The 23,134-nt window shown below is 42.2% G+C and carries 14 protein-coding genes; 7 read left to right on the top strand and 7 right to left on the bottom strand.

What is annotated here, in order from left to right; all coding sequences use genetic code 11:
• Nucleotides 1–101: 101 nt before the first annotated feature.
• Nucleotides 102–2,063 carry a glycogen debranching protein GlgX gene (gene glgX / locus F0226_RS10445; protein WP_171735577.1) on the bottom strand — a complete coding sequence of 654 codons (1,962 nt, stop codon included), beginning with the start codon at nucleotides 2,061–2,063 and terminating at the stop codon, nucleotides 102–104.
• Between the two features lie 438 nt (nucleotides 2,064–2,501).
• On the opposite strand from glgX, the gene F0226_RS10440 reads away from it, so the two are divergent.
• The 3 genes from F0226_RS10440 to F0226_RS10430 all read left to right on the top strand — a co-directional run bounded on the left by F0226_RS10440 (nucleotide 2,502) and on the right by F0226_RS10430 (nucleotide 5,719).
• Nucleotides 2,502–3,827 (top strand): carbohydrate porin, encoded by a 1,326-nt coding sequence (locus F0226_RS10440; protein ID WP_171735576.1) that lies wholly within the window; start codon nucleotides 2,502–2,504, stop codon nucleotides 3,825–3,827.
• Between the two features lie 79 nt (nucleotides 3,828–3,906).
• Nucleotides 3,907–4,764 (top strand): MalM family protein, encoded by an 858-nt coding sequence (locus F0226_RS10435; RefSeq protein ID WP_171735575.1) that lies wholly within the window; start codon nucleotides 3,907–3,909, stop codon nucleotides 4,762–4,764.
• Nucleotides 4,765–4,876: 112 nt separating this feature from the next.
• Entirely contained in the window at nucleotides 4,877–5,719 is an 843-nt protein-coding gene (locus F0226_RS10430; RefSeq protein WP_171735574.1) for an alpha/beta hydrolase-fold protein, read from the top strand.
• A gap of 103 nt (nucleotides 5,720–5,822) precedes the next feature.
• Here F0226_RS10430 and F0226_RS10425 read toward each other — a convergent pair whose 3' ends face one another.
• The 3 genes from F0226_RS10425 to F0226_RS10415 form a co-directional block, all read right to left on the bottom strand.
• Nucleotides 5,823–8,720, bottom strand: coding sequence for an amylo-alpha-1,6-glucosidase (locus F0226_RS10425; RefSeq protein WP_171735573.1), 2,898 nt, complete (start codon nucleotides 8,718–8,720; stop codon nucleotides 5,823–5,825).
• 101 nt (nucleotides 8,721–8,821) lie between these two features.
• Nucleotides 8,822–10,000 (bottom strand): maltose/maltodextrin ABC transporter substrate-binding protein MalE, encoded by a 1,179-nt coding sequence (gene malE, locus F0226_RS10420; RefSeq protein WP_171735572.1) that lies wholly within the window; start codon nucleotides 9,998–10,000, stop codon nucleotides 8,822–8,824.
• Nucleotides 10,001–10,382: 382 nt separating this feature from the next.
• Complete coding sequence (locus F0226_RS10415; RefSeq protein ID WP_171735571.1) at nucleotides 10,383–12,014, bottom strand: alpha-glucosidase; 1,632 nt, start codon at nucleotides 12,012–12,014, stop codon at nucleotides 10,383–10,385.
• 198 nt (nucleotides 12,015–12,212) lie between these two features.
• Here F0226_RS10415 and F0226_RS10410 point away from each other — a divergent pair, with 198 nt between their 5' ends.
• Nucleotides 12,213–13,124, top strand: coding sequence for a LysR family transcriptional regulator (locus F0226_RS10410; protein WP_171735570.1), 912 nt, complete (start codon nucleotides 12,213–12,215; stop codon nucleotides 13,122–13,124).
• A 181-nt stretch (nucleotides 13,125–13,305) separates the two neighbouring features.
• Here the strand turns inward: F0226_RS10410 and pulA are convergent, their stop codons facing one another.
• Both pulA and F0226_RS10400 read right to left on the bottom strand, forming a co-directional pair.
• Nucleotides 13,306–17,721 (bottom strand): pullulanase-type alpha-1,6-glucosidase, encoded by a 4,416-nt coding sequence (pulA, locus tag F0226_RS10405; protein ID WP_345776511.1) that lies wholly within the window; start codon nucleotides 17,719–17,721, stop codon nucleotides 13,306–13,308.
• A gap of 391 nt (nucleotides 17,722–18,112) precedes the next feature.
• Nucleotides 18,113–19,888 carry an alpha-amylase family glycosyl hydrolase gene (locus tag F0226_RS10400; protein ID WP_171735569.1) on the bottom strand — a complete coding sequence of 592 codons (1,776 nt, stop codon included), beginning with the start codon at nucleotides 19,886–19,888 and terminating at the stop codon, nucleotides 18,113–18,115.
• Between the two features lie 272 nt (nucleotides 19,889–20,160).
• Between F0226_RS10400 and F0226_RS10395 the strand changes: the two genes are divergently transcribed.
• On the top strand, nucleotides 20,161–20,490 hold the full coding sequence (locus tag F0226_RS10395; protein WP_171735610.1) for a DUF1294 domain-containing protein: 330 nt from the start codon (nucleotides 20,161–20,163) through the stop codon (nucleotides 20,488–20,490).
• Nucleotides 20,491–20,638: 148 nt separating this feature from the next.
• Here the strand turns inward: F0226_RS10395 and F0226_RS10390 are convergent, their stop codons facing one another.
• Nucleotides 20,639–21,223, bottom strand: a complete 585-nt coding sequence (locus F0226_RS10390; protein ID WP_171735568.1) for a LysE family translocator — start codon at nucleotides 21,221–21,223, stop codon at nucleotides 20,639–20,641.
• 231 nt (nucleotides 21,224–21,454) lie between these two features.
• Between F0226_RS10390 and F0226_RS10385 the strand changes: the two genes are divergently transcribed.
• Nucleotides 21,455–21,895 carry an Lrp/AsnC family transcriptional regulator gene (locus F0226_RS10385; RefSeq protein ID WP_171735567.1) on the top strand — a complete coding sequence of 147 codons (441 nt, stop codon included), beginning with the start codon at nucleotides 21,455–21,457 and terminating at the stop codon, nucleotides 21,893–21,895.
• Between the two features lie 52 nt (nucleotides 21,896–21,947).
• Entirely contained in the window at nucleotides 21,948–22,880 is a 933-nt protein-coding gene (locus F0226_RS10380) for a LysR substrate-binding domain-containing protein (protein ID WP_171735566.1), read from the top strand.
• Nucleotides 22,881–23,134: the final 254 nt, after the last annotated feature.

The following is a 23,134-nucleotide window of genomic DNA, read 5'->3' as shown; positions in this document are numbered from 1 at the left end:
GATTAGCTTAAAAAAAAGCCAACTATAAATTAGCTGGCTCTTATATATTGCTTATTCTTTTAAGCATTAAGCATTAAGCATTAAGCATTAAGCATTAAGCATTAAGCATCCGGCGCGTAGTGTAAAATTGCCATTGAGGTAGGAGACAGCAACATCTCCCCTTCTGCTGAACATGATTTTACATCGCGTAAGTTAGTATCGCAGATAGTTGTCCAAGTTTGGTCACGATCACTTGGCAGAGTAAACCTAGCTGGCGCATTCGTCTGGTTAATTAAGTAAATGAGCTCATTACCTTCTTTACCAATACCTAAGTGAAGTGCAACAGAGCTTAAGCGGTTCCAGTCGTCATGTTCCATGATTGTGCCGTCGACTCGGCTCCAGAATATTCGGTTTGAGTTTCGTCTATCACCACTAAAGGCTTTGATGAAAGGCACCATATACTCTTGTCGAGCGGCAACCATTTCAGAAAGCCAGCTTTTGAAATAATCTTTACGCTCTGAGGCTTCCCAATTTAGCCAGCTTGTTTTGCTATCTTGGCAATAAGCGTTGTTGTTACCTTTTTGGCTATGTGAAAGCACATCTGCAGTTAGGATATGAGGAATACCAAAAGCAAACAGCAAACTTGCCATAAAGTTGCGTTTTTGTTTTTCGCGCGTTGCGATAACTAATAAGTTTTCAGTTTCGCCTTCGATACCGTAGTTTTCAGAGCGGTTATCACCGTGACCATCTCGGTTATGCTCACCATTATCTTCATTGTGCTTATGTTTATAAGAGACAAGGTCTTGCATGGTGAAACCATCGTGATAAGTGATGTAGTTAACCGTTAATTTATAAGGCCAATGAGCCGCGCTATAAATGTCTCGCGAACCCATTAAGCGGGTCGCAAATTCTTTTAAATAGCCTTGGTCACCGCGCCAAAAGCTGCGGGTAATATCACGTAACTTGTCGTTACATTCGTTCCAACCGAGTGGAAAATTACCAACTTGGTAGCCATTTGGTCCGATATCCCATGGTTCTGCGATGAGTTTGGTTTCACGAAGAACAGGGTCTTGAGCCACTGCTTTGAAGAACGCGGCTTCAGGGTTGTAGTCGTCACCTTGTCGCCCAAGTGTTGCCGCTAAGTCAAATCGAAAGCCATCCACTTTATATTCACTTACCCAGTAACGAAGCGTGTCCATGACTAAGTTAAGAGCTGGCTGATAAGTGAGATCAACGGTGTTACCACAGCCAGTGAAATTTGCGAAGTGGTGACCGTGTTTAATATAGAACCGTTGGTCGAGCGCTTTTAAGTTAAAGACCGTACCACCTTCGCCGCCTTCAGCTGTGTGGTTATAAACCACATCTAGAATGACTTCGATACCATTACGGTGAAGTTCTCGGATAGCGGTTTTTAATTCGGTTACGGCGTCTTTATCGGCATAGCGAGGATCTGGAACCATGAAAAGGTAGGGGTTGTAGCCCCAGTAATTCACCTTTTTCATATCAAGAAGATGAGGTTCGTGCATACATGCAGCAACTGGAAGAAGTTGTAATGAGTTGATATTTTGCTGCTTGTAAAAGGCGAGCATTTCGGGGCTAACTAACCCTAAATAACGACCTTGATCTTTGGCTGGAACTTCCGGGTTAAGCTTAGAAAGACCTTTTACATGAGTTTCGAATAAAACGGTGTCTTCACGTGAAATTCTTGGATTTTCAGTATCTTGCCAGTCAAACTTGTCATCAGTGACGACACACTTAGCCATAGCAAAGCTTTTTTCGTTTGTATAAGGCGTGCTGTAATGTAAAGGTTTACTTAATGCTTTCGCGTACGGGTCTGATAGTAATAAAGAACCATCATTTTTTTCAACGATGTAACCGTATTTTTGCCCAGCTTTAATGTCTTCAATGAATGTATGTTTAATTCCTGCGTACTCTCCCTCTAATTTATATGTTTTGAATTCATCTTTATCGTCAAATAAAGCTAGAGAGATAGATTTACATTCAGGGGAATAAATAGAAAAGTTGCAACCAGCATTACTTAGCGTAGCGCCTAGTGGATAAGGGCGAGAGAGAGTTTTAGTCATTGCTTATTATTCTTGTTCAGTTAAACAGCATCAGTTAACTATAAGTAAAAAGCTTTGTCACAGTAAGGTCAAGCATCTTCACAGAATAATTATTTATTAAATTATTTTATTTTTAATTTGTTCAAATTATATATTTGATGCGCGTCTCATTTATGGTGAATAAGTCGATCTCGGTGCGGTCTACTCCTCCTAACTTAAGTGATCTAACTCCCCTAAACACCGTTCTGTATATTTTCTACGCCTTTCTCATCCCCCCTAAATTAGCTAAGGGTGGAGGAAGTCAAAGTTGTCATCCTTTCTTAATATTGACCCCGTTGAAACGAATTGTAGGGGAAACCCTAGTACCTCTCTACGTTATGTTGCCATTACTGCCTTTGGCGCTGCATGAGAGCAAAAATAAAAATATTAATAATGAAATCGTCCTTAATGGAGTTAAGAATGAAAAAAGTAAGTTTGATTGCTGCTGCAGTGGCTTCCGCATTAGTTGCTGGTTCAGCGTTTGCAGAAAGTGAAGTTGCATTAGATGTAACAAGTGGTGACTCTGCAATGGAAGTAGAGGTGAAAAACCCTACTGACGTTATCGCTGACGGTTGGGAAGTGCATGGTTACATGTCTTCTAACGTTCGTGTTGTAGATGGCACAACGGTAGATACTGAATTCGGTAAGCCTGATTACAAAACAGCAGGTACTCACGGTAAGAGTACTAACCAAGTTGAATTCGTAATTAAGAAGCATTCTGAATACCAAAACGGTGTATGGGCTGATTACGTTCTACGTACTGAATATGGTAATGGTAACTCTTATGCTTACTCTTCTTCAGGTAGCCAAAAAGCAAATACAACGGCTCAGTTTGAAGTTAAAGAAGCGTTCGTAGAGCTTGGTGGTATTCTAGGTGAAGACACTTCTATCTGGGGTGGTCAACGCTTCCTAAACCGTGCTGCGGGTATCCTTTCTGGTGAGTTCTGGAAACAATCTTCAGGTATTGGTGCTGGTATCCAAACTAAGCTTGATGGCAAAACAGCGGGTATCGCTTACGTAATGGCTGATCCAGATGCAGGTCAAGTTGCACCTGGTGCTGAACGAACTACAGCTTCTTCTGTTGACCTTTACTACTACGGCGTTGACGCTGGTATCGGTAGCCTAGATTTCGACTTCAAATACGGTAAAAAAGTTGTAGATGGCGAGAATGAAGATGGTATGGGTGCTGCTGTAACACTTAATACTAGCTACTACGGTCTTGACGGTTGGACACAAAACGCGATTGCTTACGGTTCTGGTGTGATGCAAAACCGTGGTGTTAACTTCGGTGGCTGGTCTGGCGGTAATGATGATGCTGAATCTCTATTCCTAACGTCTTACGGTGTACTTAACATCTCTGAAAAATGGCAGCTAGGTACAGAAGTAACTTACATCACTGCACTTGACCAACTATGGGGTGCTGAAGGTCTGACTCGTTACATCGTGGCAGCTCGTCCTTCTTACAAATTGAACGACAATGTTCGTCTTGAAGCGACAGCTTCTTACGGTCATGAAGAAGGTGACGAAGGTTACTGGGGTCGTACAGGTGATGATCTAGAAAGTAACATCATCAACCTTGAGATTGCGACTGCATTCACAGCTAACTCTGACTACTTCGGTCGTCCACAAGTTAAGCCTTACATCAGCTACATTAAAGCCGATGATGAAGCAAGTGCTAAGCAAATTGGCATTGACAGTGGTGATGATGAATTCGTATTCGGTGTACACACTGAAATCTGGTTCTAAAACCGATATAATATTAAGGCAGCCTTTGGCTGCCTTTTTGTGTTTTACCTTATAACAGCCATTAGTAAGAGAGATTACAATGAAAAATAAAAGCTCTATTTTAGCCGTGGTACTAGGTGCCTTGCTAGGCGGTTGTGCATCTGACGCTCAAGTTCAAACTGAACTTTCTCCACCAACTAATTCAGAAATTTGCTGCAGCGATTTTACGCAATTCCCTTATGCTCAGCTCAACGATAATGAAGATTTAAAATTTGATATTGATTTAGGCTCACCGGTAGGCAACTTCACTACGGGTAACAGCCACTTTGCTGCCTTCAAATTCAGCGACCGTTCAAGTGAAATGGTCGTGACGCTTTCAAGCCTGATGATTGATGATTCTGTATTTGCACCAGAAGTTATCTTCCTCGATGAAGCCTTCCAGCCTACGAAAACCGTAAAGTTTGATGATTTTAAAGTACAAGCATCCGATGCTTTTACTCGTACAAGTTACGTAGAACGTTTGCGCGTTGATGCAAGCAAAACGCCATATATGATCATCTACACGCCAGCAGATGAGCTTGGAAAAGCTATTAAGGTGGATCACCCGGCAAAGGTGCGCGCCAAAGAGTTCGGCGAAGTGATGCCAATGGTGATTGACCCTGTCTATACCAACCGTCTTGGTGGTCGAATCGAGCTTGAAGTAGAAACTTTGAAGCTTCGTCCATACCGAGCAACAGCGGCAGTTGCGCCAGTAGCCGTTGCCCCTGTTGTTGCAGAACCGGCAGCCACTACAGCCATTAAGGTTCAGCAAGAAACTCAAGATTTCTATATTTCTGCTATTCAAAAAGCGGTGAAATCAGGTGATGTACCTAAAGCTCTAGGCTTACTTGATGAAGCGAAAGCATTGAATGTTGAAGGTGCTCAAGAAGCGTTTGTACGAGCAGTTAACGCTAAGTAGTTTCGGCTTACGGCATATATCTATTATTCATTAACGCTCCGAAAGGGGCGTTAATTTTATGTACTTATCAATTATATTTTTGAGCCAAACTTTGTTGGTGTAAGGAGATGTCATGCATACAGAGGAATCAACACTCGTCATCCTTTCTGATTTTTTCATCCCGCAACTCAACCGTTTCCGAACGGTTCGCATTTATTTACCGATAGGCTATGAGGCTTCTGAACTGCGTTATCCTGTGCTGTACATGCATGATGGACAAAATGTCTTTGAAGAAAAAACGGCTACTTACGGAATGAGCTGGAAAGTTCGTGACACTCTGGATGTCATGCAGAGAAGGTCTGAGCAAAATGGCATGATAGTAGTGGCTGTTGATAGCAGTGATGAGCTAGATAAAATGAGCCGCTATGATGAGTACTCACCATGGAAAGCCAGTGACTCTGTTCTTGCTTTAGGTATTGAAAAAGAGCTGCTAAAACACGGAGGGGAAGGAAATGAGTACCTTGCTTTTATCTGTGACACTTTAAAGCCTTATATTGATGGTAATTACCGAACCAACCCACAACGTGAATCTACTTATCTGGCTGGAAGTTCAATGGGTGGCTTAATCAGCTTTTATGGCGGTATTAAGTATCAACAGGTCTTTTCTGGTATTGGAGTATTCTCTCCAGCTTTTTGGTTTAATTACTCTGCTTTTTTTAAGTTGGCGTCTGAAGCTGAGTTTGGATTACCCATGAATATTTACATGGACATGGGAACCAATGAAAAAAGAGAGGGCTCAACGGTCGATTTTGCTGAGGTTTATCTATCAGGTTCTCGGGATATGAAAACGTTGTTAGAAGATAAAAGCAATGTCTCGTTGTTCTATGTTGAAGGTGAAGGGCATGAACATAATGAAATAGCATGGGCTGAACGTTTCCCCGCTTTTATCCGCAGTATATTGAGCGTTCAATCTTGAAATAAGCAAGCCTAAAATAAAAATGGCGTTTGAGGGAACACTCAAACGCCATTTTTGATCGCTTCCTTTATTTTAATCGAGTGAAGGGAGGTGATGATAAATATTAGTCTTTGGCGACTTCTAAGTTCTCTTCAGTTCTCTTATTTAATAAATAGTCTTTGGATAGCATACTTTGATGCTGGCGAGTAAAATCAGGTTTGGCGAAGTGTAAATCATCTAAGAGTGGGTATCGTTTACTTGGAATAATAGTCACATTTCCTTGTTCGGTATTTGCGACTACTTCCCCCGTTTTATGATTAATGACTATGTCTAGTTCAGTACTCACTGGGCACTCAATGTTAACGTCTGTCGCCTCACTCACGCTCAAGGTGATGCAAAGTTGTAGTTTATCTTGTTGCAGCTTGTTTGGTTCTTGCCCCAGCTCTGAAGCTTGTGCTGCGCCGATTACATAATGGCTAGTATCTTCATTTTTGTTGAATTGAACCTTAAGCAGACCGTTTTCTCCGTAAGGGAGTGTTGCACTTAAAGTAGCCCATGAGCTTGGTAGCCGAGGGGTCAAATGAATGCGATTAGCCAATAATTGTGGGCGGTAGCCTAAATAGTCCTGCTGAGCATTTCGAGCATATTCAGAGGCAGACCAAGCTTGGGCAAATGTCCCGGATTCAACTAATGGGCTTTCAAGCAGTAGGTTTGATGCTGTAGAACCCTCAGCGATCGTGTCTTTGGTTATTATTTGCTCAGCGACAGTTTCTTCAGTTATTGTTTGGTAAGCATCTAAGTTTTCACTCATTGCACCACGGCACCCTTGCTTTAAGATCTGCTGACCTAGATTTCTAGAAAGCGTGTAGCTTAACTCTTGCTGCTCTAATCGGTTAAGCGCACTCACGGTAAAACCTGAATTCCATCCCCAAATAGTACCGTTATGGTAGGCCGCATCTTTGTGGTATTGAACTTGGTTGTCATGGTATGGGTGAAAATCAATATGCTCTTGCTGAAGCGAGCAAATACCCCAAGGGAAAAGCAAAGTTTCAACCGCATTTTTCACGATGTGTTGCTCAATAATATCATCTGTCATGACGCTATCTTGTGGGATCGACAATACCATTAACTGGTTAGGTCGAATGCTGTAATCAGGCTTATCCCCAGTAGATAAATGATCCGCCAGCTGTTGGTTCTGAGCATCCCAGAATTTACTTTTGAAGCTTTCTTTTATGCGAGAAGATAGTTTTTGCCATTCCGACTTAGCGTCTTGGTCATCTACTAACTCAGCCAAATGCATTGCACAATTTACACTTTCAAACCACAGCGCTTGAATGTCATTAGCTTTTGGTCCTCTTGGCGACCAAGGCGTAATACCATTGATTTTTGCGTCCATCCAAGTGTCAGGGTGGCGGTGCGACATTAAATTGTCTGAATCTAGGTATTCTTTTTCAACGCCCTCAATAAAGCGTTTCACCGTTGGGTAAATGTCTTTAGCAAACTCAGTATCACCCGAGTAATTTATGTATTCTAAGGCTTCTCGTATCATCCACGGCGTGCCATCTGTGGTGTTGTAGATAATATTAGATTTACTGGTGACTCGGTTAGGAATACGACCAAAGTTTTTAGATTCTTTATCTAACATTTGCATTGAGGCAAAATTCTGAATTACGGCTTTGGCTTCATCAAATAAGCCATTGACTAAGCTAGTGCCAGATAGAGCAATAAAGGTGTCTCTGCCCCAGCAATCCTTAAACCAAGGTAGCCCTGCCCAAATGCCGGTTCCAAATTCATGGCTTACAAAGGTGCGGCTAGATAAGCGAGCCCACATCACCGATTTATTGAAGTGGATGTCGTTGGTCCACAAGTAGTTTTTAAGTAGAAATTGGTAGATGCTTTGTTGATGAGAAATAAATGCGGACTCTTCAACGGCTTTTACTGCTTGAGATTGAGTCTCTTCAAGTGTGTCACCAAAAGATAAGTACACACACAATGAATGCTCTGATTGTTGAGTTTCCAGTTTGAGTTTCACATTGTTTTCAGATAGGCGCATCACCGTGTCGAGTTCTGGTGAATTGGCGAGTGTCATTTCTTTTGCAGAAATTGATTTATCCGCAGCAATTGAAATAAAACGCGGGCTGCCTTCTGGGCAAATACTGTGGTCAAGCTCTATGGTTATACAGTTCTGCTCAGAGTGAATGCTTGAGTGTGTGGTCGGAATGTTCAGTTCAGGGACTATGGCTAACATTGCCTTGTCTTCAGCGTTCACATGTAAACAAGCCAGCCTAGACCCTTGAATGATGCTCAAACAGTCTGAAGATGTATGGTTTTTTTGATTGGAATAGTGATGCTCAATGCCATAAGGCATCAAACTGGCATGATTAGCGGATTCTTTGTCATTAATCTTATGGTCTACGAAGCTGGCAAAACCGCCTAAAACCCACCCTTGGTGGTGGCGATACTTACCACTGTTCACAAAGCTGTGCGTCGTTCCGTGATAGTAACCATCTACATTATCACCAAATACAAACGGAAAACTTTCCATTTCGGTTATCGCGAGCTGTTGGAATAATTCATAGTGTGGGAGCGCAAAGTCAGGTTTGTGCCAGTCTATTGTTGATTGTGTTGCAGCGTCCGCAATTAGGCTTGTATCAGTTAGCTGTCTTGTTGGGCGGTGGTTTTGAGGCTCGCCTTCAGCAAAGGTAATGGTAGGAACATCACCTTGGAAATTAAGCTCTAACGTAAATAAGCCTGGAGCTGAAGGTGAAAACAGAAGGTCGTTTCCAATCCCCTGAGTGGTGACAAGCTGAGTCAGTGTATCCGTTTTGCACACGGTAGGATTATTGGCATGACCAGATAAGGTCCAATTCTCAGTGCCGTCTAAGTCGGATATCTTGAAGCGATATTGATCCGTAGATAAACAGACGGTTGTTTGTAGGCGGTGTTCTGAAAGCGAAATGAAAGGGGTGTCTAACCCCCAACCATTAAAAGTGCCTTTAAGATAGAGAGTAGGGATTTGCATAGCGATGTAATTTCCAGAAATGAAAAAAGGCACAGCGAACTGTGCCAAACTTACGGACAATTAGTACTTGGAATGTTGTACTTAAAATATAGGACTTGGAATTATTTAGTAATTTGTTTAGCAGCCATATCTAGCGCTTCTCTTACTGTTTGCTTACCTTGCATTGCGTTATCAATTGCAGCGCCTTCAGCAAACCAGTAAGCGGTCATTTGAGGGATGTTCGGCATTACTTCACCGTTTTCTGCATTGGTCATTGTTGACTTAATGCGGTCATCGCTCTCTAGGATTTTTTGGAATGATTTCAGTGTTACTGCACCTAGTGGCTTGTCATCATTCATGATTTTTAGAGACTCATCTAAGAATAGGTAGTTCTCTAAGAACTCTACCGCTAGGTCTGTGTTTGGACTTGCTGAGTTAATACCCGCACTTAGGATGCCGACGAATGGGTTACCTTTACCACCATTTAAAGTTGGTAGAACCGCAACGCCATAGTTAACGCCCATTTTATCTAAGTTGCCCCAAGCCCAAGGACCATTGATGGTCATTGCTGCGTCACCTTTAGTGAATGCCGCTTCGGCTACTGAGTAATCCATATTAGGGTTTAGTACGCCCTCGTTAACCATGTCTACTAAGAATTGAAGACCGCGAACACCTGCTGCGTTGTTTACGCCAGTGCTTTTCTCATCGTAGCCATCTGCTGTTTTCTCAAAAGCAAACGCGCCGCCAGAAGAAATAACCGGCCATGTGAAGTAAGCATTCTTAATATCCCACATGATTGCTTGCTTGTTTTGCTTCTGCATATCTTTTTGGATATCAGCTAGCTCTTCCCATGTTTTTGGTGGGTTTGGTAGTAGATCTTTGTTGTAGATAAGAGAAGGGGCTTCAATAGAAACAGGGTAGCCGACAATTTTGCCTTCAACTGTTACTGCGTCCCAACTGAAGTCAACAATCTTGTTTTTGAATTCTTTGCTTGGTTTGATTTCATGTAGAAGACCAGATTCTGCGTAACCACCGAAGCGGTCGTGTGCCCAGAAAATGATATCAGGACCGCCGCCAGTAGCCGCGTGCTGTTGGAATTTAGCTTCTAGAGATTCAGGGTGCTGAACAATGATTTTTACGCCTGTATCTTCTTCAAATTGTTTACCAATTTGAGCAAGACCGTCATAGCTTTTATCGCCATTGATCCAGATGGTGATTTCACCTTCTTCCATCGCGACAGCAGGAGCATTACATAAAGCAGCAAGGGTACAAATAGACAGAGTTTTTAATACATGTTTCATAGTTCAGTTCCATTTTCAGAAGGTTATCCATAAGTGATAAGAGCTTCTACTAGTTCTTATTATCTTGGGTGAATTATAGCGATGCAGAGGAAGAAGGAGAAATAGGATTATGAGTGTTAGCTATAGCTTTAATCTATACCTCTGGTCAAAGTAGCCTTAAATAAAGGTTGTTAGAATTTTTTGTGATACAGAGCGTTTTCATAAGTGTGAAGAATCGCTCAAACTCTTTTTGGTAAAGGAAGGGGAATGTTTTTACGTGCTCAGTTGCTTAGTCAATAATTGTGATTTTTGAATAAAAAAAGAGGCAAGGATATGAGACTTGCCTCTTTGGGTTACTACGTATTTTTTTGATTTTATTTGCTATAAAACCTTATGAATCAGTTTAAAGCTTCACAGCAAAAGACTCGTAAGGCTTCAAGTTCAGCGTTTCTGATATGGCAGTGACAGCTTGGTAGTTGTTGATCAAGCATGTCAGATCTTGCTTTTGGTACTCAGCTGGTACATCGAGTGTTAAAGCTTCATCCGAGAAATTGCAGATAACGAATAGTTTTTCTTCGTTAAGCTCTCTTACGTAGGCAAATACTTTGTCGTGGTCTTCAAACACAGGAGTGAATGATCCATGAACAATGGCAGGGTGCGCTTTACGTAGTTTGATTAAATCTTGGTAGTGATAGTAAATAGAATTTGGGTTGGCTAATGCTTCTTCCACATTGATTTCTGGGAAGTTCGGGTTCAGTTCAATCCATGGTGTTCCTTTAGAGAAACCTGCATTTTCACTGTTGTCCCAATGCATTGGCGTACGAGCATTATCACGGCTATTTTCGTGAATTGCATCCATCATGTGTTCATGAGTGACACCTGCTTCTGTTCGAACTTTGTAAAAGTTCTGGGTTTCAATGTCCTTATATTGCTCAAGATTTTCGAAAGTAACATTGGTCATACCGATTTCTTCACCTTGGAAAATATAAGGCGTGCCTTTTAAGAAATGTAGGCAAGTTGCTAGCATTTTAGCTGACTCAACGCGGTACTCTTTATCGTTGCCATATTTGGAAACCAGTCTTGGCAAATCGTGGTTATTCCAGAACAGAGAGTTCCAGCCACCATCAGCCAGCTCTACTTGCCACTTAGTTAGCACTTGCTTGAATTCTTTCAAATCGAGCGGGATTGGGTTCCACTTGTCACCGTTTTCCCAAGTCAGCGTGATGTGCTCAAATTGGAAAACCATCGACAGTTCATTTCTGTCTTGCGCGCTGTATAGCTTGGCAATTTCAGGTGTTGCGCCCCAAGTTTCCCCAACCGTTAACAGGTCTTTGTCACCAAATGTCTTTTGGTTCATTTCCTGTAGCAGTTTATGTAAACGAGGACCATTTCCTGTAATGCCTTTATCGATTTCTTTACCGATAAGATCTATCACATCTAGGCGGAACCCACCTATGCCAAGGTCAATCCACCAATTCATCATGGCGTGGACTTCATCTTGAACTTTGGTGTTTTCCCAGTTCAAATCTGGCTGTCTTTTTGAGAATAAATGGAAGAAGTACTGATGAGTATGTTCATCCCAATGCCAAGCACTGCCACCGAAAATGGACTCTTGATCATCTGGAGCACTGCCGTCTGGTTTTGCATCACGCCAAATGTAGTAATCACGGTATGGGTTATCTTTAGAAGAGCGTGCTTGTTCAAACCAAGTGTGTTCATCTGATGTGTGGTTCACGACAAGATCCATCACTATTTTGATGTCACGCTTGTTCGCTTCGTCCAGTAAGCGCTGCATGTCTTCCATGCTACCAAACTCTTTGGCGATGGCTTGGTAGTCAGAAATGTCGTACCCGTTGTCATCCATTGGAGATTGATAAACAGGAGACAACCAAAGCACATTGATACCAAGATTTTTTAAATAGTCTAATTTGCTGATAATGCCATTTAGGTCACCAATGCCATCATTGTCTGAATCTAAGAAGCTACGTGGGTAAATTTGATACACCACGGCGTCATGCCACCATTTTTGTTCCATTATTCAATTCCACTCAATAAAACGATTGAGCTCACTATAGTGATTTTATGCGAGGTGGGGAAATAGCGTTAGACTCATTTCTCTATAGGAAAAAGCTATATCATGGCTATTGTTTGATGTATGTTTTACATAACGCTATAAATCGTTGAAAAACCAACCGCGCATTTTGTGATGTTATGCAAATAAAGAGAAAGCAATATGAATAAGCCATACCGATATTTTTTGATGGTTGCCCATACTGGCAGCATAAAAGGCGCCGCTGATAAGCTCAATATCAGTCAACCTTCTTTGACCGCTGCCATTAAAAAATTAGAAGCCGATGTCGGCGTGCCTATTTTTATTCGTAAATCCAAAGGTGTGGAATTAACCGAATATGGGCGTTTATTCCGAGAGTATGTGCAAGAGCAGCAAGAAAAACATTTGAGTTTAATGCACCGCTTTACCGATATGCAGCAACGCCAACTGGGTAAGTTAAAAATAGGAACGGGTGAAGCGTGGTGGGAACAATTCGTTTGCCACTCCGTTAAAGAATACAAACTAATAGAGCCCGCTTGTTCATTGCATTTGGAATTTGGGAATAACTTGTCTTTGATGCACCACCTTGTTCAAGGTGATATCGATTTGTTTGTGGGGCATGAAGTCACGGGTTTACATGAGCGTTGTAAAGTGACATTTCACCCTTTGTTTCAAGATAAAGAAGCCATTTTTGTTCGAAAAGATCACCCGCTACTGACTAAGAAAAAATTGGGCATGGGTGGTCAATTGAAGAGTCAAGAACAGTACCCGTTATTACGAGTGACGCCTGAGCATTCAAGGCACAACTCGGTTCTCTCTGATCATGTTAATTCCCAAGAAGATGCGATGGAAAGCCAGTTGGGTGGTCGTGATGTGTATGATGTAGATTCACTTTTCGCCAGCATTGATATGTTAAAAATGACCGATGCGGTGATGCCATATAGTCAGAAAATGTGCGCTTGGATGAAAGAGCGAGAGATTGAAACCTTACTGGTGAATGAAGAAAGGTTAGGCAATGTAGGGATCTATACCAAGCAAGGCATTGATGACCAAAAGATCCAACGATTTGTGCAGATTTTGCAGGAATCAATTTAAAGCCGTTATGTAAGGCAGTTACGCAAGGCAGATTCCAAACTATGCCAAACCTAGCTTTAAGCTGAACCAAAAAAGCGCCAACCTGTATTAGGTTGGCGCTTGTTTTTAGTTGGTGCTGTTTTAGAGCAGCGAAACGTTACGCTTTCATATTACATTGACTAAAGTTACTTAGACGTAATAGTTACTTAGCCGTAATCGTTAGCTCTTTGTTTAGTATGTTGAATGCCACTTGGTAGCTACCCGCTGTTGCAGGAGTGAAAGCAATATTGCCGCTTGAGTCAGTAATCTCTAGAGATTCAGAACCCTGAACAACATCATTAAAGGCATGTTCACATTCGCCCCAGTTACCACAAGTCATTTTAAACTGAGTAGTTTCACCGGCAGTCAGCTCCGCTGTTGTAAATGAAATCATTTCTGGCTTATCAGCATCTGATGTCATTTTCTGTGCATCACCGTGTGCCCAATCTCCAGAGATAGTACCTGGAATAAACCAAGTTTTGCCTACATAGCTTTCGCTTAGTACAGCATCAACTACAACTGGTGTTTCAGTATTGGTTGCATCAAGTGTGAACTCGTACATACCCATTTCAGAGAAGTTACTTGGGCAGTTATCACCACCACAGCTAATTTCTGTATCCCATGAGCCTTTAGTAAATTTGTAGCCAGTATCTTTAGCAAGACCTAGTTGAACTGTGTACAAACCGCCATTAGCGTAAGGTACTTCGATAGTTGATGGATCCCAAGATGCAGCAGGGAAGTCACCAGCAATGTAGATTTTGGTGTTACCAAATGGAGGTAAATCATCAAGTTTTTCGCTTACTGGCAAACCTAGCCCACGTTCGCCGTTACGAGCTTGTACAAACACTGCGCTAGACCAAGCTGGAACCGAGAATTTACCTTCAGTGAATTGTGAAGCACCAGCTACCCCGCCATCTACATGTTCATCACTTAATGCAAAACCAGCAAGTTCGATAGCTTTGCTTTCGTGGTCAACAAAATCACCCACTACTTGAGTTTCTGGTGATGCGTTAATAACCACTACGATTGAATCAAGACTAGAATCTAGGTCCGTCGTTTGTGTTGAACCGTTATCAATAGTCATCACAATCAAACCAGGTGTTTGACCTTTGCCTGAATTACGGAAGTCGACACGTTTCATGATTTCTTCAGCACTTGGCAGTGTCATCAAATCAGAAGCACTACGGATGCGTAGCATTTCTTTGTAATTTGAGTACATCAATTCCAAGTCTTTAGCTTGTGGCTGCGCGTTAACGTCGGCCGCTACTTGGCTGATCAAATCATAGTTAGCGAAGTCTTTATCTTTTGCAGGTAAACCTTTGTTCCAGTTGTTGTCTGCAAGAGTAAAGTCGACAAGGTTGTACCAATCACCGTAGTCGTAAGAGTCACGCTGCATTGATTTAGAACGCAGCAGTTCACCACCCATATGGTTGAACGGCATTGCTTGACCTAGTAGAACGGTCGCCATACCAACAGACTGCATTTGAACGCGAACTTCAACTGATGCCTCTGAAGGCACTTTATACATGTTGATGTCCCAGAACGTTTGGTTATCGTGCTTAGAAACGTAGTTTTGAACTTCCCAAGGCTGTTCTGCGTAACCTGCTTGCTGACCGTTATAGTCAATGCTTGAACCTACTTGAGTTGTCCCTTCGTAATCGACCATCTTGAATTTCTTCAAGTTGCCAGCCATACCTAAGCGAGTTAAGTCAGTTTGGTGAAGTGCGCGAGCTAATTCTGCATCAGACACATTGCCTTCTGCATCTCGGCTTAACTCATTCGGTAATACTGCTGCACCAGTAGCAAAACCTTGAGTTTCACGGATGCCGTTAGCTTCATCAAATGGGCTACCGCCACGCACTGCATCTCTCAATCTGTCTGAGAAAGAACCAATACCAGTGCCGCCAAGGTTCGGTTGAGTGGCTTGTACAAAACGTTTGTTGTTTTCAACTTCACCAAAGTTCCAACCTTCGCCGTAGAAGTACACTTCAGAATTCACTTCACGAGCTGCTGCTAAAGTTTGCTCCATTTGTGAAAGTGGGTGGTGACCCATTAAGTCCCAACGGAAAGCATCAATTTTGTAAGCTTCAACCCAAGTTTGGATAGAGTCATCAATTAGCTTGGCAAACATGGCATTTTCAGGTGCTGTGTTTTCACAACAAGTTGATGTTTCTACTAGACCTGTATCTGGTACTAAGCGTTGGTAGTAAAGAGGAACCACTTTATCCAGTACCGACTTGTCGTTCATGCCTGAAGCGTTGGTATGGTTGTACACCACATCCACAACGACGTTCATGCCGATATCTTCTTTAACTGATTTCACCATTTCACGGAATTCTAGGATACGCGCGGTACCTTCTGCATCGCTAGAGTATGAACCTTCAGGAACCGTGTAATGGAATGGGTCATAGCCCCAGTTGTATGAGTCGACTGAACGAACGTATTCGTTAAGCCCTTCAACCACTGGATTCTCTTTCGAATCGCTTGCTTTTAGCTCTTCAAATGCATCAGCAATTGTGCCACCACTTGTACAGTAGCCACTGAATCGGTCATCTTTTTCAACAGACGCATTCAGTGAGCATAGTTTGCTAAATGGTTCGTTGATATTAGCAACTTGATCAGGGTCTTCGTTGATCGTCGCGATATCAAATACTGGCATTAAGTGCAGGTGAGTCATACCTGCTTCACTTAGCTCTTTTAGGTGGTTTACTGGAACTGAGTTTTGCTCGGTGAAGGCTAGGTACTTACCTTTGTTGTCTGTACTTGCATCTTGAGCTGAGAAGTCACGGACATGAGATTCGTAAATCACCATGTTAGACAAATCACCATTTTCAGGGTTTTGAGAGTGTGGTGCGTCTAAACCGTCCCAACCAGCAGGTTTCAAATCATCTGAATCTAAATCGATGGCTTGGCTGTATAGAGAGTTTGTTGAAAGGCTCACTGAGTACGGGTCGGTTACTTCGTAGCCGTAACCTTTTTGCTCTCTTGGTTGGAACACTTTCATTGCGTAACGGTAGAATTTGTTGTCTACCGCGTCAGTTTCTAGTTCAACGCTCCAGCTACCAGAAGCAGCATCTTCAGTCATTGCGTGACGTGAAGCTTCAGATTTGTCGCTGTTGTAAACCACTAATTCAACTTCAGAAGCTGTTGGCGCCCATAGGCGGAAGGTCACGCCATCATCACCATAAATTGGACCGTATTCTAGGTCGGCGGCATCTTCAGCGAAAATAGCATCAATTGCGCCAGCAAACTGAATCGCAGTAGAAGAGCGCAGTTCTGATGGCTCATCTGCCGCACCGTTTGAAGAAGCAATGGCAATCAAGCTGCCTTTCATCAAAGATGCAAGTGACAGATCCGTTGGAAGATCAGGCACCTCAAATGCTGGGTAGTCAGCAAGGTGTGGGAATTGTGCTTTTTGCGCTTCTGTTAGTGTTGCACCAGTAAGCTTGATTGAGGCACCGGTGACGACACCGTTTTCTGATACGTCGTACTTGCCGTTTGAGCTGAACATGATTTGCACAAGGTCAGCACCGTTGCCTGCACGCCAAACCATGGTGTTGTCGTCCAGTAAAATTGCCCCAACGGTATCAATGGTGAATTCTGAAGATGGACCGCCAACTGCAAATGCATCATCTCGGGTTGGGTAAGACGTTCCACTGCCCGGAATATAAGTGACGCCTGGGTTTTCAGCTTGACCTGAAATATCAATCACAAGGTCGTTGCCAATAAGCTTATCTTTGTTGGCGTTACGGAAAATTACGTTGAAACATTGAGTGGCATCATCAGTAACCGGTACATACCAAACGGGACCAAACTCATCAGAGGCATCTGGTGTTACGCTTACGTCGTCCCATCCACCATTTAGGTAGTCTTCACCTGCTGCTGCACAGTTTGCGTTATTCCAGATATGCAGGTTTAAGTTTGCGTATCCGTTTTTCTCTGCACCTTCTTCTTTGTAATCACCTAGTGCATCGTATAGGTGCAATGCAAAGTGACCAGATGGTGGAGCTGGCAATTCACCAGGAGCTGCTACTTCTGGTAATTTTACGTCAGTACCGGTTTGATCAAGTCCGTGAGCCATCATCATGGTGTCTTGACGAGAACCTTCAACTTTGTCACCAGTATGAGTCACACCAAGTGACTTACCAGCATCACTGCTGTCTAGCGTCACGGCTGCTTGTTGAGTTGTACCATCTGAAATACTGCACGCGCCTTGTGCTTCTGTTGCGGTAACTAACCAAGTCGGACCAAAAGTATCAGACGATGTCGCGGTAAACGATTTATCACCACACTCCAATACCCATTGGCTAAAATCGGTGGTGGCATTTGCCATGCGAGAAACTGTAGATGTCGTATCTGCAATGTAGCTGACAGAAATTTCGGTGGCTGCTGGTGTTGCAGCAGCAGAAGGGAGAGCTACATTCGGTGCAAGTTCCACTTCAGCGGGCACAGAGGTTGATGGTGTAGGAGCGGTATAATTTGATGAGTCATCATCATTACAGCCCGCAATCACTGTTGCCGTTAGAATTGGCAGCATAGCCTTGGATAAGGTCGATAGCTTAAAGGTTTTTGTATTCACGTTTGATATCCATATTGTTTTTATTTCAGTTGAATATCGTAGTGTTTAATAGGTCGAACGGTGTGTGAGCGATATATCCAAAGTTATTTTTGATAGGGAAATTTAGAAAATACAGTGAGGTCGTCACGCTTTGTATAACGAAAATGAATAGTACGTTTGATCAATCGCTCACAAATTAACTATTCATGAGGTAAAGGCGTAGAGCATGGGAGTAGGAGGTGAGGATGAGTTCTACTCCTCAGAAGTGTGAGCTTAATGCCGATATAGAGCGATCTTGTTTTTTATCGAAAATAAAGGGTGACTCATTCACCCTTTATTGGGGGTACTTAGTGCGAAAATCAGTATTAGATTTGCTCTTTTAGCTCGTTTTTTATGGACTAAATTTGCTTCATTAAAGTGGTAGAGTCAAAACCAATGCGGAGGTTGCTAGTGGCTCTAATTGTAAACTGATGAAACCTTCCCCGTGGTTGTTCACTTTTAATGTAGCCGCTGAATGGTTACCAATACATTCGTTCATACCATATGTTCCTTCTTTTAAATCAATATCTTGAAGGACGTTTTGCGGAATGACGAGATCTATGAACTCGGAGTTATGTTGATGGAAATTCGCCGCAGCAATCACCAGTTCATTCTGGTCATGGCGGATAAACGCGTAGCATGAATCGTTTAAATGATTGGATTGATGTAAGTCGACATAAGCACCTGTCATGGATGAATGTTCTAGGGTGAAATTCATCACTTTTTTGTAGAAGGCACGAAGTTGCTTTTCATCGTCATTGAGTTGCCCGCCGTCAAACTTCCCGTCATTCATCCACTTTTGGTGCTGAGGTACGCCAATGTAATCAAAGATAGAAGTGCGTGAAGGTTGCCCAAACCCTGCATTTTCATCTCCAGGTTCACCGACTTCTTGACCAAAATACAACATAGTTGGTGAGCTACTCAATAAAGCGCTGACTAGCATTGCAGGCTTAGCAATATTGGCGTTACCAACAAATTCTGGTGAAGCAATTCTTTGCTCATCATGATTATCAAGGAAGTGCATCATATGGTGTTCAATGTCTTGCAGTTGATGTTGAATTTCCGGAATGATTGCGGTTGATGCTTTGCCTTGCATGATGGCTTTCAAACCATCATACAGATCGACCTTATCGTATAAGTAATCCATCTTGCCGAGCTTAATGTAATCTCGGTAAAGATGAGGTTGATACACTTCGGCCATTAAAAACGCTTCTGCATTCTTCATTTTGATCGATGAGTTGAGGTAGCTCCAAAATTCAACTGGCACCATTTCCGCCATATCATAGCGAAAACCATCCACGCCTTTAGATAGCCAGTACAGTGCAATATCTCGGAACTTAACCCAAGAATCAGGGACTTCAAATTCAAGCCAGAAGTGATAATGATCCATGTAATCGCGGTGTTCAAAGTCACGAGGTAATTCTGGGAAATCTTTGGTGCCATCGGGCTTAATACCATAGTTCACTTTAACGGTTTCGTACCAATCGTCGAAATTTGGCTTGGAAAGGCGAGATCCATTACCTGTCCATTTGGCTGGGTTTTCAATAAATGGAGTCGCTAGGCTTGGATGGTCTTCTCCACCAAGAGGCATGAACTCAGAGGTAATATCTGGCAGTTCAAAGGCAGCATCAGGAATGTAATAGAAGTTATTATCGCGGTGGTACTCTACGCTGGTATCGTCTTGGCTACCGAAATCTTTGATACCAAGCGGGTTGTTTTCCCCTTTGTATTGGCGCGCAACATGATTGGGTACGATGTCGATAATGACTTTTAAGCCGCTTTCATGGCTTCTTTGTATCAGAGCTTCGAATTCTTCAAGGCGTGATGCAGGGTCATTAGCTAAATCAGGGTTAACTGAATAGTAATCTTTGACAGCATAAGGAGAGCCTGCACGCCCTTTGACGACACTTGGGTGATCATTGGTAATACCAATATGGGTGTAATCCTTGATGACAGCATGGTGCGGAACGCCGGTGTACCAAATATGGGTAATGCCAAGATCTTTTATTTCAGCAAGAGCGTGATGCGTGAAATCACTGAATTTTCCTACCCCATTTTCTTCCATCGTGCCCCATGGAGTATTAGTGGTATTTTTGTTGCCAAACAAACGTGTAAAAACTTGATAGATAGCATGTTTTTTATTATTCATTGTTATAATTCCTTTATATTCCATCATGTTATGTAGGGATGGATAAGGCATTTAGGCTAACGTATTTGTAAAAAAGCTTACTCCTCCTTTATTAAAGATTTAAGGGCGTAGTTGGGTTTTATTTAACGGTTTGAGTCGCTAAGCTAAGCGTGTCAGATCCATGCTTCGATAAGTGATATATAAATCAAATATATACTAGTAAATTTAAGGGTTCATTTTTGTCTATCTCAATTATTTTCAGTTTTGTATACCTAGCTATTGTTGCAGTTAGCATGTTGTTTGTTGCGTCTTATGTACCGATTCTTATTGCCTACATGGTGATGAGTCTTTTGACCTTTGCGCTTTATGCGAAAGATAAACGAGCGGCAATAAAAGGTCAGTGGCGAACCAAGGAAAGTACGTTACACCTGTTTTCTTTATTGGGAGGTTGGCCTGGGGCATTGCTAGCACAAGCGAAGTTACGCCATAAAACTCAGAAACAGCCATTTAAAGCCATCTTATGGATGTCGATTATTGGGAATATTTGCGGTTTTGCGTGGGCTTTGACGGCGCAAGGACAAGCGGTGTTACAGCCTATCCTTGCGAACTTATCGGTTAACTAAACTATTAGCTAACTAAGCAATTTGCTAACTAAATTATTGAGCAGCTAATCATTTAAAATGAACTGAATTTTCAGCCGTGTTAAAGCGCTAGATAACTAGATAACGTTTTGACTCAATGCCTAGAAGTTGATGAGCCAATGACTAGACATTAGAGCATTGGAATTGTCGACGCGAGTAGTAATCCCGCCATTCCATAGTTGAAGCTCTTAATGCGAATTGGGGTCGTTAACCAATGTTGCAATTGTTTTCCTGCTGCAGTCCAAAAAGTCACAGAAGGTAAATTGGCTAAGGTAAAGATTCCTGCAATGATGGCTAATTCCCACCAAGAACTTCCAGAGCTATAGACCGAAACCGCTGTTAAAGCCATTGACCATCCCTTTGGATTCACCCATTGAAAGCTCGCTGCACCTAGAAAGGTCATGGGTTTGAATGTGTCTGAATTTTTAGTTTTGCCACTGGTGGCAATCTTGATTGCAAGGTACACCAAGTAAGCCAAACTCAGGTACTTTAAAACTTGGTGCGTTACTGGGTAAGCATTAAATATGCCCATTAAACCGAACCCAACTAATAGCAACATTACGGCGAAACCGAGTGCGATACCCAACATGTGTGGGATGGTTCGAGCAAAGCCGACATTGGCTCCTGAAGTCATTAACATGATGTTGTTTGGTCCAGGGGTAAAGGTCGAGACAAACGCAAATAACGCCAATGCACTGAGTTGTTCTAATGGCATAGTGTTCTCCATTTTTATGTATGCTGAGTAAGCACCGTATGCATGTGATGTACGAGCTTAAAATATGAGTGAATGCAAATAGTGCGAATGCAGAAGTGGTAAACCAACGAGCATTGAAATATAGGCATGAGAATCTTGTCTGACCGGTCAAGCTTCATACTAGGTGGAAAGCACCGCAATTTTGTGTTTATATTCATCTCATTAAAGGTTTTTGAGCAATAAACAACGGCTATGGATAGATTTGACGAAAGAATATTGCATGAGCTAAAAGCTGACGGCAGAATCTCCAATGTAGACCTTTCTGAAAGGGTAGGGTTATCTCCATCTGCAACGCTAAGGCGAGTGCAAGATCTAGAGAAAAAAGGGGTGATTCAAGGTTATCGCGCGGTATTAGATAATGTGCAAATGGGCGTTGGTTTTATTGCTTACGTATCGATTGGTTTATCTAGTCACAGTAAAGCGGCTCAACTTGAATTCGAACAACATGTCAGCTTAGAAAGTGAAGTGGTGGAATGCCACAATATTACGGGTGCTAATGAGTACTTATTACGAGTAGAAACCCGTGATTTACCAAGTTATAAAAAATTTCATGCCGACGTATTAGGTGAATGTGCCCAAGTGAAAGCCATTTCTACCATGGTGGTCATGGACACGCCTAAAGATGAACGCTAGTTATAATGACTAAATTTGTGTGAACGATTGAGCTACAGATTAAGGAAAGAAAGTGCCAAATACGAACCAGTTGTTATTGTTTCTTGATGTCGTCCAGCAAGGGTCTTTTACCAAGGCTGCGGCTTTACACAATATGGATAACTCTTCACTTTCAAAGCAAATTAAGAAGTTGGAAGCTGATCTTGGTGTGCAGCTTTTGAATCGGTCGACTCGTTCCTTTTCTTTAACCTCTGCCGGTGAAGACATTCTTGCTCAAACTCATGTTCTTCAAGACACGCTTGACCAAATCCAAGGTATTGCTGATTCGTATCAATCTGAACCGAAAGGGATGCTGCGTATAACGACCCCCATTTATTTTGGTCAGCAATATCTGCAGCCGATAGTGTCTGATTTTATGAAGCGCTATCCAGACGTACAAATTTCCTTGTCTTTAAATGATAAGAAAGCCGATATCATTGCTGATCAATACGATATTGCGTTTCGAATTGGCAAGTTGGCGGAATCTAACCTTATCGCTCGAAAAATTGCAGACACTCACTTCTTGCTGGTGGCTTCTAAAGAGTTTGTCGAGCAACATGGAATGCCTGAAACGCCACAAGATTTGATTAAGCTTCCTGCAATAATTTACAGCAATAGAGATATTACATTAGACCACCTTCGTATTAATGAAAGTCCGGGAAGTGACCTGTACCATAGCTGGAAAATGAAAGGCAATTTTGTTGTTAGTGATGTGCGAACAATCGTTGCTGGAGTCAGTGATGGGCTCGGTTATACCTTGCTTGATTTATCTAACCTTCATTACTCAATGGAAGAGTTAGGCTTAGTCACCTTGCTCCCTGACTATCATATTTCTAGGTTAGATACGGCAATTTACGCAATTTACCCGCACCGAAAGCAAACTAAGCTAGTGAAAGAGTTTATCCAAAGCGTGCAAGACTATATTGGTAGTCCCCCGATGTGGGAACAGAATCTACTGAAAAAGTAATAAATTACTGAATAAAGAATCTGCTGAATAATGAAAAGGCGTACTCAAATGAATGCGCCTTTGCTGTATTAATCAGCATTAAATGTTTAGTAATACAGCGAGTTAACATGTTTATCGAAGTTTAATTTACATTGTAAACTCTAATAGATACAAGGTGTTGGTTCCTTTGCGATCTAATATTCTAAACTTATTACGCCTTATGGGTTTTTGCAGGTAATTGCTAATCTAGCAGCGGCGACTACCACTTAATCTAG

This window comes from Vibrio sp. 99-70-13A1 (genome assembly GCF_013114625.1).
Taxonomy (GTDB): Bacteria; Pseudomonadota; Gammaproteobacteria; order Enterobacterales; family Vibrionaceae; genus Vibrio.
Note: the sequence above shows the minus strand (reverse complement) of the source record. Positions and strands in the feature narration are given on the sequence as shown.

Excerpts from the sequence above, each read along its gene's own strand:
- F0226_RS10390 (WP_171735568.1), bottom strand. The coding sequence starts at position 21,223 with ATGCCATTAGAACAACTCAGTGCATTGGCGTTATTTGCGTTTGTCTCG.
- malE (WP_171735572.1), bottom strand. The coding sequence starts at position 10,000 with ATGAAACATGTATTAAAAACTCTGTCTATTTGTACCCTTGCTGCTTTA.
- F0226_RS10395 (WP_171735610.1), top strand. The coding sequence starts at position 20,161 with ATGTTGTTTGTTGCGTCTTATGTACCGATTCTTATTGCCTACATGGTG.
- F0226_RS10400 (WP_171735569.1), bottom strand. The coding sequence starts at position 19,888 with ATGAATAATAAAAAACATGCTATCTATCAAGTTTTTACACGTTTGTTT.
- F0226_RS10425 (WP_171735573.1), bottom strand. The coding sequence starts at position 8,720 with ATGCAAATCCCTACTCTCTATCTTAAAGGCACTTTTAATGGTTGGGGG.
- F0226_RS10430 (WP_171735574.1), top strand. The coding sequence starts at position 4,877 with ATGCATACAGAGGAATCAACACTCGTCATCCTTTCTGATTTTTTCATC.
- F0226_RS10410 (WP_171735570.1), top strand. The coding sequence starts at position 12,213 with ATGAATAAGCCATACCGATATTTTTTGATGGTTGCCCATACTGGCAGC.
- F0226_RS10415 (WP_171735571.1), bottom strand. The coding sequence starts at position 12,014 with ATGGAACAAAAATGGTGGCATGACGCCGTGGTGTATCAAATTTACCCA.
- F0226_RS10435 (WP_171735575.1), top strand. The coding sequence starts at position 3,907 with ATGAAAAATAAAAGCTCTATTTTAGCCGTGGTACTAGGTGCCTTGCTA.
- F0226_RS10385 (WP_171735567.1), top strand. The coding sequence starts at position 21,455 with ATGGATAGATTTGACGAAAGAATATTGCATGAGCTAAAAGCTGACGGC.
- glgX (WP_171735577.1), bottom strand. The coding sequence starts at position 2,063 with ATGACTAAAACTCTCTCTCGCCCTTATCCACTAGGCGCTACGCTAAGT.
- F0226_RS10440 (WP_171735576.1), top strand. The coding sequence starts at position 2,502 with ATGAAAAAAGTAAGTTTGATTGCTGCTGCAGTGGCTTCCGCATTAGTT.